The organism is Paenibacillus sp. 4624, assembly GCF_050435065.1.
Lineage (GTDB): Bacteria > Bacillota > Bacilli > Paenibacillales > Paenibacillaceae > Paenibacillus > Paenibacillus amylolyticus_D.
The window spans coordinates 300,867-314,137 of sequence record NZ_JBNDJR010000007.1 but is presented as its reverse complement, the minus strand read 5'-3'; the positions used below and the strand labels follow the sequence as shown (position 1 = coordinate 314,137).

The following is a 13,271-nucleotide window of genomic DNA, read 5'->3' as shown; positions in this document are numbered from 1 at the left end:
CTTCAACACCTTTCTATGAAACCCATGTTTTCTAGATTACCAACTAAATCTTCATATCCTCTTGAAATTTGAAATTGATCATAAATTTCAATCGGTTCTTCGGATACAATAGCTGACAAGATTATTGCGGCAGAACCTCTGATGTCTGGACAATTTTCTACGCTGCCACCGTATATGGGTCCTTTCTCTCCCTGGATTTCGGCAACAGCTATTTTTCTATCATTTTTATAGGACTCACTTAAATTCACATTGACAAAGTTTCTTTTATCCTTATAAAAGTTAATAAATTGAAATCTTTTAAGAAATACATCATCTGTGATGGTACTTCTACCTGTGCTTTTAGTTGCCAGAATAAGCAAAGCAAATGGTCCCCAGTCACTACTGAATTTAGGTTCTGAGCCTGCTTCGATCAATGTGCTCTTCAACGATGTATCATTTTCAAATTGAATTTTTATGGAGGTTCCAGCATCATGAACTTCAATATTAAGATCTCTCATAAATTTCACAAATTCAGGTATGTTGATCTCTGACTTTGATTGGATAACAAAATTCTTTTCAGCTAAAATTGCGGCGGTTAGTAGGGTCACTGCATAAACTCTGTCTGAAGAGCATTCATATTGAACCTTCTTTGCAGTCATTGAGTGAAGTATTTGTAAATCAGGCAATTCCCCAACCATGGACACACCCAACTTCTGCATGCACTCCATTTGATCAGAACAAGAAGGCTCAACGGAGCAGTTACTTAATTCAGTTCTTCCCGGAACTAGGCAGGCACAAGCTAAGGCAATGACAGTTCCAGTCATTGTAGGATATTCAAAATGAATGTGAGCTGATTTTTTAATTTTCCATGATAATGTAACTGTATTAAGTTCTTCTTTATATTCAACGCCGAATTGTTTTAAAATAGAGTAATACCATTCAGAGGGTCTTTCACCAATATTACAGCCTGTTGGGACACCGATGATCGTCACTTTCTCTACACGGTTTAACAAAGCTGGAATGATACAAAAGATATTTCTTGATTGATTCAGAAGATCATTAGTTATCACCATTTCATCAGCGTAAATAGGATCTTTAAGATGTGCTATTTTTGTATGCTCGTTGAATTCTACCGTTTTAAATATATTTTTTAATACTTCTAGGATCACTTTGGAGTCTCTTATATTAGGGACATTTTCAAATAAACACTCTTCTGCTAAAGCTCCACAAGCAATCGAATGAGCAAACGAATGTTTTCCTCCAGGCAGATAAAATGTATCTGTTTTTAATTCCCTAGATTTCTTTAACTTCATGGTTATAAGCCTGCCTTTTGCAAATATTTAGCTTTGAAATACCCCTCGTCTACCGCTAAATCAATCAAGTACCTCTCAATGGGGTACCTTGCCATATATTCATACAACGTATTTTTCATTTCGCTTTCAAAATCGTTATTTTTTCCAAAAACATTTTTCATGTCCAAGTTCTCTCCATACTTATATCCGGCACCTTTAGACAATGACAGCTTTTTACGATTGCTGAACCCTTTCGGCAGCAGCTTATCGCCCATTTTCCTTAAGGGAATTTTATTTATAGTATCTGATACACATTGAGGATAAGAATAATTCAATGCAGCAGATACCAATCGTCGATCTAAAAATGGAACTCGGCATTCCAGGCCATAGGCCATTGCCATCCGATCCAGACGTCGACAATTGGTTTTATGTAAATCCTTTATCCTTGTAACTCTCTCTTCTTCTTTAAGAGCGAGATTTGGACTTTGGAAGTCTTCGTAACCAAAAAACAGTTCATCAGCTCCTTCTCCTGTTAGTACAACTTTATGACCATCATCTCGAATTCGTTTAAATAGTGCATCCATCGGTGCAGAATGGTTTATCACTTGCCACTGCCATGTCTCTACGATATGAACAATGTCCGGCAACTTATCTTTTAAAACCTCACTGTTTTCCCCTTTCACCTCAACTAAAGGGATATTCAAATTACTACATAATGAGCGGGCATATGGAAGATCAGGTGAAGTATCAGTAAACAAGGTGTACGCCGTAACATTTCTATTAAACTTTTTGGCCAAAGATACAATAATCGAGCTATCCAATCCACCAGATAACAAAATTGCATATTGTCCTTCGGGCACTCTCAATCCAACCGAATCACTTAGCAGTTCTAACAGATTGCAGTCTCTAAAAGCAGCATACGGTTCCCACCAAATCGTTGTGGTAATACTATTATTTTCTAATGAATAGCGATTAATTGACCCTGGCTGAACACACACTATTTCATCACCCGGCAAACCAGTTAAACCTTTTATCTCGCTTGAGAACATGAGTAAGTCCATGTTTCTTAAGTAATATAAAGGCTTAATTCCAAGGTGATCCCGAACAAAAACAACTTCTCTAGCTGCCATATCCAGGTAAATAAAAGAACCTTCCCAATTAATTTGTTTTATAACAAAATCAATCCCATACAATTCAATGAACTCTACCAAAAATTGAGTATCACCATATTCAGATTCGTTTATCCATTCTAAATGATGTTCATGAGCCAGCTCTTTATAATTAAAAATCTGAGCATTCATAACAAGAGCAGTCTGTCTATTCTTTGACAGTGCAGGTTGTGTATTATTGTTCGGTCTTACGATCGGCAATCTATTCGTACCAAGGCAAGTTCCATAATCCATATAATGTTTGCACTCACTCAAAGTTTCGGAGCGTCCTCGATGTTCAATCTGACTTAAAATTTGTCGCAATACATCTTCTCTTACAGTACGACCTACAACTCCAGCAATACCGCACATAAATTATCGATCCCCTTCCTTAACATTTATGTGGAATGTTATTGTTTATCATTCGTTTTAACATGTGAAGAAAGATCGATTGAAAATCTTCAGATAACCCATAATCACAATCACCGAATATAATTGATATATGAGAAATATGGGTTAAGGTGGATGTCATTGAAGTAACAGATACTATTTTCATGGATCGCGACTGCGCCAGATCAGCCGCTTTTATAAGATTTTTAGACTCACCGCTGACGCTTAATAACAGTAGGATATCTCCCTCTTGACCGTGACTCAATTGCTGTGAAAATACATTTTCATAGCCGTAATCATTCGCAATCGCAGTCAATCTTACAATCGAATCACACAGTGAATTTACTCTTGCGTTGGAGTTGATATTATGGATAAGCAACTCATTCGATAGATCAGCATAAAAATGATTTGCCGAAGCCGCGCTTCCGCCATTGCCTGCAATATACAACGTCTTGCCACATTTGAATGCATCAAAGATAACTTCACAAGCCTTCTCGATATCTTTCATTGGCGCTTTGTTTATCTCATCCACGAGTTCAGATAAATATAGATCACAATTGGATACCACATCGTTTTTCATCATATCGCCCCTAGTCCTAAGTGATTTTGGAGGAAATATACTTTGAAGTTTCATACAAATTTTCAAATGTTATCGCTTTATTTATTGTCTTCATCTTCTCATGGCTTTTCTTGATTAGAATAGGTTGTAGCCCTGCATTCTCCGCAGCAAGCAAATCTGTGTATGAATCTCCTACCAAATAGTTTCCTTGAAGTTGTACATTGTAGATTTCTGAGGCTGTTCTGATCATTCTGATTCCCGGTTTTCTGCAATCACATTTGTCAGATACAAGATGAGGACATATAAAGGATGCGATGATTGGAGGATTTTCAAATTGATTAATGATCTTATTGTGAATCTCAATCGCTTTTTCGATCGAGATGATTTTCTTGCCAACTGCCTGTTGATTACTGATAATGATGATACCAATATTGTGATCTCTGAAGTTCGACAACGCTTTGTAAGCCGAATTATGAATTTCAATATCTGATAAAGATTTTACATAATGTTCACGGTTAACATTAATTACACCATCTCTGTCTAAAAAAATGATGTTTTCATACTCCTGATAATGAAAAGTACGTTCAATAATGATCATCTTCTCGATAATCTCTTCAGCATAAAGTGTCTCCCCATTTCGTACAATATAATTGATTATCCCGTATTTCAGTTTCGACTAGTTGGCAATTTCTCAGCCAATTATCATAACAAAAAATAGGTTCAAGATTTGTACATAAATGGCCGAGTAGTAGCTGTAGTACTCCACTATGAGCAACGACCAACACACTCTCAGAGTCATCTTTAGCAATTAAATCTTCAATAAATGATCTACATCTACTTAATACTTGTTCGGCCGTTTCACCATTGGGACCGGCTAACATGCCTAGATTATTTTTTAAAGACCACTCTTTCCAGACCGTATCTAGTTCATCAAATACGGCTTGATCATTTCGCCCCTCGTTGTCGCCCACAAGTAACTCTGAGATACGATGATCTTGGATTATATTTACGTTATAATTTTGATTCATGATTTCTGCCGTTTCAATTGCCCTTGTTAGCGGACTTGAATAAATTAATGAAATGTCTTTGTCTACAATTTGCACTCTTAAATCCTCTGCCTGCTTTCGGCCTAAAGATGTCAAGCTCGGACCTGGCGGTTTAGTCGACAATCTAGAAATAACATTATCTTCTGTTTCTCCATGTCTCATGAAATAAACTTTTCTATGCATACGTTGACCACCTCAGATCGGAATTTTTGTTGATGAAGTCCCATCAAATTCAATATTGAATTTGAATTCTATAATGTTATATTTCGCTAATTCATCTCTTATTTTTTGTTGCATCCCTTCCTTGGCGCTAACCAGGATAAATCCCCCTCCCCCAGCCCCTAGTATTTTGCATCCATCTGCCCCACTCTTATAACATAAGGAAATGAGTTGGGATATTTCATCTTTTTCGTTATTTTTGGTTAATGATTTTTTTCTATGCCAGTGTTCAGCTAATAGACATCCTATCTCGTCTGGTTTGTCATTTTCCAATGCGCTCAGCATGGGCATGACTAATGACTTGATGTCGTGCATCAAATTTGTTGTTTCCAGATTGGATCTACTAATTTGATTCGATTGGTCACTCAGCACATCCCCCGCTGAACGTTTTATATTTGTGTAAAAAAGTAGTAATCTAGAATTTAAATAATTTTTGCATTGTTCCTTAACTGTTATTTTGCTTGCGGTCACAGTAAGAGATTTGTCGAATGTTAATAAGTTCATACCTCCAAGAGCTGATAAATAATGGTCCTGCTTTCCCACAGGGCGTTTTAATTTTTCAATCTCTACACGACTTGATAATTCAGCCAATTCACTTTTCGTTAGGTTTGTGTTCACTATGTTTTTACTTGCGCTGATAAATGAATTTAGAAATGCCGCTGACCCGCCTAAACCGGTATTGGGAGGAGCATCCGTTAAAATACTTGCTTTGAACTTATGTTTAAGATTGGTCTCTGATAAAGCATGAAGCACATAATCTTTCGCCTCTGTTGAGAAGTTGGGAAGAAGCTCGTTGTCACCACTAATAACATGGTTTTCATCGTAGAAATTTCTCGGTAATAGCGTAGTCACCACATACCTATCAATGGAGAAGCCGATCACTTGTCCGCCAAATCTGCTGCAATATGAAGTTATATCCGTACCGCCACCAGCCAAAGATATTCTAAAAGGGGCTTTCGTTACTACGACATTATTCATTCAATAAACTCCTTATAAAGATCGAATGGAATATGTTTTTGAAACTCCTCAATACTAGGCGATTCGATATTTATAGTCCCAAAGGTATCTAGATCCGCTTTATATTTCTCGAACGATTCCAACAATTCCCTCTCATCTAATTTTATGTTCTCCATCGCTGCACTGTTAAAAATATGTTTGGATCGCAGATCATGAAACTGATCTGCATCTTTCCAAAAATATTTTTGTTTTTCGTAATCAGTTATGACAAAATCCAGCTCGAAATCCAAGGTATTGACTACATTTTCCGAAACTTGTATAAGATCTTGAAAATTCAAATAATAGTAGCCTATATTGTTATGACGATCTGTTATGACACCATAACCAACATATTCATCATAGGGTACTAGATAGGTAAGATTGTTATTTTTCCAATCTCCTTTTTTTAGATACCAGTGCGTCGCATCAAGACTAGCATTTTTTCCATTAGAAGCAACAGCACGATATACAGGAGATCCAACACTAATCCTAAATGCAATGTAATTAGTAGTTTTGGAGATCAAGGTAATCGGACACATGAACCATATTTTCCCCTTCAAGGTATGGGTCAATATCATAGATTCCATAACACTTTTCCTTGGCGAGGAGAATTTTTGAAAAGGTCTAAAAACTTGTCATGGATACAATCAAGTATGTCCTGTTCTGTTAATCCTTGTTCTCGTAAGAATGCTATCATTTCAAATAAACCATATTCTCTGAAGGAGTCCCAACCTTTATTATTCTCAAGTGAATCATCGTTTATAGCATCTGAATAACTTGTTGATATAAAATACCGACGTAGATCTATCTCTGGATCAGAATGATCCTTTAATCTGCGATAATCCAGATATACGTTCTGCCCGAATTGAAAATCATCCAGATTTCGATCATAGAAAGATTCCAACAGAATGTTTTTAGCATTGTGCAATTGAGGTTTCAATTCATGTAAATCATCATAGTAGGACGGAAATCTATGGGGAATGAATACGTTATCATGAGCAAGTATGTCTGACATAAGCTCATCTTTGCCGCGTTGACATTGTATTTCTGCCATCTCAGAATGATCTAATATATAAAAGACACTAATTTTATCATTCTCATATGGTCTTGGTTTATTAAGCAAGGATTTTAAACTTACGTGAATTCCAACTGAAACAATACTTAAGGCCTCCATTTCACATAGTTGTTCCAGTACATGATTCAATTCTTGTTCCCTGACCAGCTGATGTTCAAGATATAGCTTCCATCTTCTCTTAAGACCAGCCTTATTAAGTGCCTGAAAGTTCAAAGGTGTGAGATCCGTTGCGCTTTCACCGTCTATAGTCATCGGTCTAAAGCATAAATATTTAATCATACGTAGCACCCCAAAAGTATTCATTTTTTAATATTCCGGGCACGTTTAGTAGGTCTGGGTAGTTAACTTGTAACATACGAATTTGTGATTTATATTTTTTCAGATATTCAATTTTTTTTTCAATCCATTCTTGCTCTAACGATACTTTCTGAAATTTGCATAGTTGTATACCTTGGCTCCTTATTTCCTTTTCAATAGCAAGCCAATTATACTTATCACGTTTGTATCTTGGCATTGAAGCATAGGGGAAATCTGCATAAAAGAAGAGTTGGAATGAGTTATTATTTTTATACATTTGTATTACTGAATCACGAGTTGCAACATGGTCTGGATGTCTACCGATGCCTAGCGGTACAAATATGGTGTTGTCTGGGTAAATATGTGGACTTAATTTCTTACCAAGTTTAGTTTTATCTTTATCCCCGGAATACGGATAATCTAACTCATCCAAATGGATTGGAACAATACCCAGTCCATTACAAACACGAACATCCTCATGAATACGTTCTAATGCTGCCTCTCTGCCTGATGTGAAACCACAATTGAGGTCAGCCGATGACACGCATACTTCCGCACTTGGTACACCAGCACAGATGGTTAAAATAGAAACTTCTTTACTCTGAAGATATGTCCATGCAGATAAAACGGCATCATCAAAATGAGGTGAAATGACTATAACGGCCAATTAACCCACTCCCAAAGATTCAGAGAATAAATATATAAACTTAGTAATGGTTTCTTTGTCCGAAAGAAGCAATCTATGGTGCAACCAGATAGAGTTTTCCGAGATGTACTTCGCGTTAGGGGTTTCAAACAATCTTACATTGTATCCTAAGAGCTCATGATTGTTTTTATTTCTGAAAATTTCCAGTTCATTAAGTGGAGGGTATGGCAAAGATGTGGGCACACCAGCCTGGGTAAATATGTCTAGCATCTTCCTGCAACAATGTTTTCCATATCTAAAAGGATCAATGACTATGATAAAATTGTAGTAAGCCCTTCGTGTCATTCTATTATCATATATTTGTGTTGAAACACCTTCTATACGACTTAACTCTGCTCTTAAAAAGGAAGCATTTCTCTCCCTAATCTTAAGTTGTGATTCATAACGTAAAATTTGCGCATTGAGCACAGCGGCTTGAAAGTCTGACATTCGATTATTGGTACCTATAACAGAATGTTCATAAACTGAATGTTTAGAACTTCTTCCGCAATTGGAGAAATTCCATGCTTTATCAATATTCTCCTGTGAGTTTGCTATTAAGAAACCACCTTCTCCACAAGAAATTAATTTAGAATGTTGGAAGGAAAAACTTCCAAAATCACCTATTGTTCCAGCACCAGCGTTATTCCACTCACTCCCATGCGCGTGAGCACAATCCTCAATGACGTTCAAACGGTTTGACGCTGCTATTTTCATTAATTCATCCATATCACACATCGCACCAGATAAATGTACAGGAATAATGGCTTTCGTTTTCTCAGACAGTGCATGGTTAACTTCCGGTGTGGAGATACAAAATGTTTCCCGATCTATATCTACGATGACTGGATTCGCATTCGTTCGAAGCACAGCAGACACGGTAGAGAAAAATGTTAAGGCTGGGAGAATAACTTCATCCCCCGCTTTAACACCTAGAACTTTTAATGCTGTTTCTAATGTAGTGGTGCCATTCGTGACTGGAAACCCAAACGTTCCGCTGTGCAGATTCAAAAAATTTTTAGATACTTCCTTGCTATATTTGGCACGACTCCCTGCCCAGAAGCCAGAAGTTATAACTTCGGATAAATACTGCATCTCTTCATCGCCATATACGGGCCATTGAGGGAAATCAAATTCATATCGATTGGATACCATTGATAATTTCCTCTTTATTAGTAGTTAGATATTTAATGTCGTCCAAATATAAATTAAGGTGGCCCTCATCAATATGGGACTGAAAATCTTCATTTCCTTTTGATGCTTCACTTCGCATGTAGTCTACCAAACTTTGCAGCCGGTTAATCAACACATCGACAAATGATTCTCTTGAAGACCCTTCTACTCCATAAGTATCCAGAAATAATTTACTCTTCCGAATTTGCTCTTCTAACGTTCCACTGGAATCAGGACTGTCTGGATTTCCGAATGGAACCCAACGATATATGCCATAAGAAATATCCCACATTTTACTCCCGGGATGCAGTGTGTCAAAATCAATGATTCCGATTGCTTTGTTATTTTGTATAGTGACATTATAAGGAGCAAAATCTCCATGACACATGACTTCAACCGGAGAAATTGAAGGTAACATCCATTGCTCCGTGTTCTTCAGATGGGATACATATTTTTCACTTACTTTGTGAAAACGGAGTAATAACTGAGCTACTGAAACAATCATATTGTCGCTTAGCAACTCATCGGGTAACGGATAGTTATATACTTCTCCTGGCATGAATGTTAATATTTCTTCGTTAGTTTCACTTATGCCCAATGGTTTTGGAACGAAATTTGCTCCCTCACTATGAAGAAATTCCAAAAAATTATGCACATTCGGAGTCCATACATTGGCTGGACGAACTACCGTCTCGTCCACTTTATGAATCTTTCCCACTCTTCCACCGACAAGCTCATCTTTATTTTCCATCATTCTCTTGATCACCTCTCTATTAATATTTGTATTTCGAATCGATTAGCATGAAAATACTACATGTATAAGAACGTTTATAAATAATTGAACCCAAGATAATACTAGTCCGTGACAGATTCTGATTCCTTACGACCACTGCAGTAGATCATAAATTTCTTGGGTATACACTTTGAGGGTAATTGTTCATCAAATGTAATATATAGATAGTATAATCCATTTAATTGGATTTTAATGGATTATATTGTCATTTTCTAGATTATATACGATCATACTTTACATAGCAAGTGACAAAAAAATTTATTAGATTCGTGATTCTGCCAACTTTTGCAGTTCGAATAAAAAAAGAGCACCCCATCGTTTCGATAGACTGCTCATTTCTTTACTTCTAGCTCCCTGACTTGTCTTGGGTCACTATCTCTGTTTCATCACACAACTCGCGTACGATTTTTGCCTTCATCCTTGGCTTGGGACAGAGCTTGAGTAGCCAGCTCGATTAAATCGCTTGCCATAGTGTGTTCATCAGGAAGCAGAACCGCCCCGCCAACGCTGACCGTAACCACACCACTCTGACCCGTGAGCTCTCGCTGGATTTGCAGAGCCAGCACATGTTGCCTGATCTCCTCAGCCAGTTCAGATAAATATGCCGACGTTGTGTCTTTTAATTTCAGCATAAATGTACCTCCGCGCTGGCGAGAAATGAGAGCGTTATGCTGTTCACTAACCACCGTTAGCACCTCGCCGATCCACTGTAGACACAGGTCGCCGCCTTGCAAGCCATACGCAGTATTGTAAGAGCGGAAATCATCAATATCAATGATCAACAGCCCCAGACTGCAGTTTTCCTGCAAGCAATCATCCCAATCCCCTTCAAGTTGCTGCTTGAACACCGTTTGAACCGGCATATCGGTTAACGGATCGGTGGTCAGGTAATTGCGCAATCGGTTTGTTGTTTCGCTATAATCATCCTGCTCCTGTTGTGATGTTCTGCTGCGAAGCAACAACATGACTGAAGGTTTGCCAGCATGAACGACGGAGGCCATTGTAATCTCAAAGAGCAAAGACATACCAGAAGCTGTTGTAAAATATAACTGATTGTTCATCAAACTTGTGATATCGAGCTGTAATTTTTCAAAGTCTTGCCGTAATATATCCCGTGTATTATCGGGCAAAAAATCGTTGAAACTCTTCCCGATTAGACTGCCTGCATTTTCATATCCAAACAGTTCGGCAGCCATCATGTTACAGTAAATAATCCGCCCTTCGGTAAGTGTGAAAAAGGCAACGGGCGAGAAGTCCATCAATTGTAAGTAACGTTGCTCGTTTCGCTTCAGAATACGCGCATTCTGAAAGGCGTGCTCCTCGGCTTGAGCCAGCTGATTTTCCGTCTGGCGACGTACAATAGACTTTAGCAAAGGTAATATGCTCAGCTCTCTCGTTGTCCATGGATACGAGGTCGATTGCACAACTTCCCTCCATTTTTCAAACGATTTACGCGGAGACAAACGTACACCATCATCCGTCTTCAGCACGGCTTTTGCCGGATCACCAGCCCATTCTACCACCTGAACCACCTCGGGACGGAACCATAACATATAGTTATGGTGACCCGGTGAGATGGCAACATAAATAACCCCTGAGGCTACATCTTGATATCGTTTGGCTGTCTCGTATTCCAGACTCAGCTTCGACGTGTTATAGCTGTGATCCTCTGCCTGTCCAGCCAGCCATCCTGCCAGTTCACGAATTTGCCCAATTGTCGGAGTCTCACCAAATAACAGTAGCTTGTCCTGGTAACATATTGCCGCACCGGATGCATTCATTAACCGAAGAATGGTTTCCTGCTCTCCTTGCAGCTCTTCCACCACACGCGCCGGGCTTGTATTGCCGATAAAAATGTTAACGATCCTCGTAGCAGCCTCACGGGACTTAATCTCTGCCTGATAATCATCCAGCTGCTGACGCTGGAACAACTCATTGGAGAAAAAGGCTCCCAGGAAGTTACACAGAGTACGAACACGATGCGGGACGTATCTTGCAGAATAATGATGACACGTAATAAGTCCCCAGAGTTGATTATCATGGATGAGTGAAATGGTCACGGTAGCACCCACGCCCATGTTTTGCAAATATTCAATATGAAGCGGAGATACACTCCGCAAAACAGATAAACTTAAGTTCAAAGATTTTCCCGTAAGGGGCTGCAACGTAGGTACGATTTCAACAGGCGTGTAATTCACATTGACAATGGTACGTAGCCAGTTACGAAGATACAGCTCCCTTGCTTGCTTGGGAATGTCTGAGGCTGGATAGTGATGCCCTAGAAAAGGTTCGAGTTCCGGTTCGCTTGCTTCCGCAATCACTTTACCATTCCATTGCTCGTCAAATTCGTAGATCATGACTCTGTCATATCCAAGCATTTCTTTGAGCTGTTCAGCCGCAATCTGACTCGCCTCCACGCGGCTGTCCGTGCTTTTGATTCTTCCGAAGAAACGGGATATCCATTCAAAATCGTTCGATTCGATGTTTTCTTTTTCATAATAAGGCTCGAGTTCAAGAATCAACAGACCTTCGCTCTCATGCAGGACCGATGAAAAAACCTTCTCTTCCCCTGATACATCTATTATCAAATCCATATAATGCAAGTCTGACGTCACAGCTGCGCTTGAGCGGTTGTTCAGGAGCTTGTTTACATCTTCTTCAGCGATCAAGTCGCTTAAAGGCATGCCTAAAATATCCGAGTAATGGATGCCCAGATGGTCATGTGTATTTTGGCTAGACTGCACGATGGTTGCTGTACCCCTGGAATCGATAGCCAGAAGTACACCATGTGGCTGGATAAAGCCGGGAATATGAATAGGCTCCTTATCGCAATTATTTAGGTCGATCGGATCCTTGGTATAAGTCCCTTGCGGGAGTAAGGTGCGGTTAAGCAGACTCATTTCTTGCCTCGACCTAGGTTCAGCCATGAACTTAAATATCCCCTCTCAGCATGTGTTGTTTCTTTAAAACAGAACTTACGTCGGGTAGCTAATGGGGTGTTTCGGGCGTAGTTCTTACGTGTTAACCCACTGATCCAGTAGCCGGAATGTCTCCGAGGCTGTATACACAACGATATCTTCATCCTCGGATGTCTGAATCGATTGCTGTAACAACTGCATGAACTCGCTCCATCTCGTGCGTGTCTGCGTGCCGTATGCGTTGAAATATTGCAGTCCACGGTCCGCTTCTATAGGCAAAAATTGTGACAAACGTTTGGTCATAATCTGGCCACCGTTGGTGGAGCCTTCAATGACATAGAGATATCCGAACAGTCTTGCAGGTGTAGAAATGTCGGGTACATCATTGTCGTTACATTGTGGAATTTGCTTGATCTGCTCCTCGTTTAAGCCAAGATCCCTTAGATCTTGCTCTAATAAACCAGCCTTGCCTCTTACATCGATATCCAGTCCTGTTTCTGCCCAAAAAGACTGCTTAATCGCTTGATCCTCCAGTGGTTTCAGGAATCCGTAGAATTTCTCCAAATACGCTCTATATTGTTCAATCGTTATGGTCGAATCCATAATTCCTTTCGCATAGGGGTTCTGTTCTACTTGTCTATGATAATGTGCCGTCTCACTCTTCAGACGTTCCATAATGCTAACTGCCGTCATGTCGTTAT

General features: G+C 39.1%; 13 protein-coding genes. All 13 read right to left on the bottom strand.

Annotation, left to right across the window (positions count from 1 at the left end; genetic code table 11):
• Window positions 1-2: 2 nt before the first annotated feature.
• The 13 genes from ABIE27_RS17880 to ABIE27_RS17820 all read right to left on the bottom strand — a co-directional run bounded on the left by ABIE27_RS17880 (window position 3) and on the right by ABIE27_RS17820 (window position 13,263).
• Entirely contained in the window at window positions 3-1,292 is a 1,290-nt protein-coding gene (locus ABIE27_RS17880; protein ID WP_429351114.1) for a hypothetical protein, read from the bottom strand.
• Window positions 1,293-1,294: 2 nt separating this feature from the next.
• Window positions 1,295-2,791 carry an asparagine synthetase B family protein gene (locus ABIE27_RS17875; RefSeq protein WP_123063669.1) on the bottom strand — a complete coding sequence of 499 codons (1,497 nt, stop codon included), beginning with the start codon at window positions 2,789-2,791 and terminating at the stop codon, window positions 1,295-1,297.
• A gap of 19 nt (window positions 2,792-2,810) precedes the next feature.
• The gene (locus tag ABIE27_RS17870; protein ID WP_161556884.1) at window positions 2,811-3,389 is read right to left on the bottom strand and encodes an SIS domain-containing protein; all 579 of its coding nucleotides are present in this window, start codon (window positions 3,387-3,389) and stop codon (window positions 2,811-2,813) included.
• A gap of 16 nt (window positions 3,390-3,405) precedes the next feature.
• Window positions 3,406-3,966 (bottom strand): D-glycero-alpha-D-manno-heptose-1,7-bisphosphate 7-phosphatase, encoded by a 561-nt coding sequence (locus ABIE27_RS17865; protein ID WP_429351113.1) that lies wholly within the window; start codon window positions 3,964-3,966, stop codon window positions 3,406-3,408.
• 16 nt (window positions 3,967-3,982) lie between these two features.
• A complete protein-coding gene (locus tag ABIE27_RS17860) occupies window positions 3,983-4,597 on the bottom strand; it encodes a histidine phosphatase family protein (protein WP_123063672.1) in 615 nt (204 codons plus the stop codon).
• A 12-nt stretch (window positions 4,598-4,609) separates the two neighbouring features.
• Window positions 4,610-5,611 carry a hypothetical protein gene (locus tag ABIE27_RS17855; protein ID WP_123063673.1) on the bottom strand — a complete coding sequence of 334 codons (1,002 nt, stop codon included), beginning with the start codon at window positions 5,609-5,611 and terminating at the stop codon, window positions 4,610-4,612.
• On the bottom strand, window positions 5,608-6,189 hold the full coding sequence (locus ABIE27_RS17850) for a hypothetical protein (protein ID WP_429351112.1): 582 nt from the start codon (window positions 6,187-6,189) through the stop codon (window positions 5,608-5,610). The genes ABIE27_RS17855 and ABIE27_RS17850 overlap by 4 nt, the downstream gene beginning before the upstream one ends.
• Before the next feature lie 14 nt (window positions 6,190-6,203).
• Window positions 6,204-6,983 carry a hypothetical protein gene (locus ABIE27_RS17845; RefSeq protein WP_123063675.1) on the bottom strand — a complete coding sequence of 260 codons (780 nt, stop codon included), beginning with the start codon at window positions 6,981-6,983 and terminating at the stop codon, window positions 6,204-6,206.
• Complete coding sequence (locus tag ABIE27_RS17840; RefSeq protein ID WP_123063676.1) at window positions 6,976-7,668, bottom strand: PIG-L deacetylase family protein; 693 nt, start codon at window positions 7,666-7,668, stop codon at window positions 6,976-6,978. Before ABIE27_RS17840 ends, ABIE27_RS17845 begins: the two co-directional genes overlap by 8 nt.
• Complete coding sequence (locus tag ABIE27_RS17835; protein WP_123063677.1) at window positions 7,669-8,841, bottom strand: DegT/DnrJ/EryC1/StrS family aminotransferase; 1,173 nt, start codon at window positions 8,839-8,841, stop codon at window positions 7,669-7,671.
• The gene (locus ABIE27_RS17830) at window positions 8,822-9,613 is read right to left on the bottom strand and encodes an aminoglycoside phosphotransferase family protein (protein WP_123063678.1); all 792 of its coding nucleotides are present in this window, start codon (window positions 9,611-9,613) and stop codon (window positions 8,822-8,824) included. The genes ABIE27_RS17835 and ABIE27_RS17830 overlap by 20 nt, the downstream gene beginning before the upstream one ends.
• 425 nt (window positions 9,614-10,038) lie before the next feature.
• Window positions 10,039-12,579, bottom strand: a complete 2,541-nt coding sequence (locus tag ABIE27_RS17825) for a diguanylate cyclase domain-containing protein (RefSeq protein WP_429351111.1) — start codon at window positions 12,577-12,579, stop codon at window positions 10,039-10,041.
• An 87-nt stretch (window positions 12,580-12,666) separates the two neighbouring features.
• A complete protein-coding gene (locus ABIE27_RS17820; protein ID WP_429351110.1) occupies window positions 12,667-13,263 on the bottom strand; it encodes a biliverdin-producing heme oxygenase in 597 nt (198 codons plus the stop codon).
• Window positions 13,264-13,271: the final 8 nt, after the last annotated feature.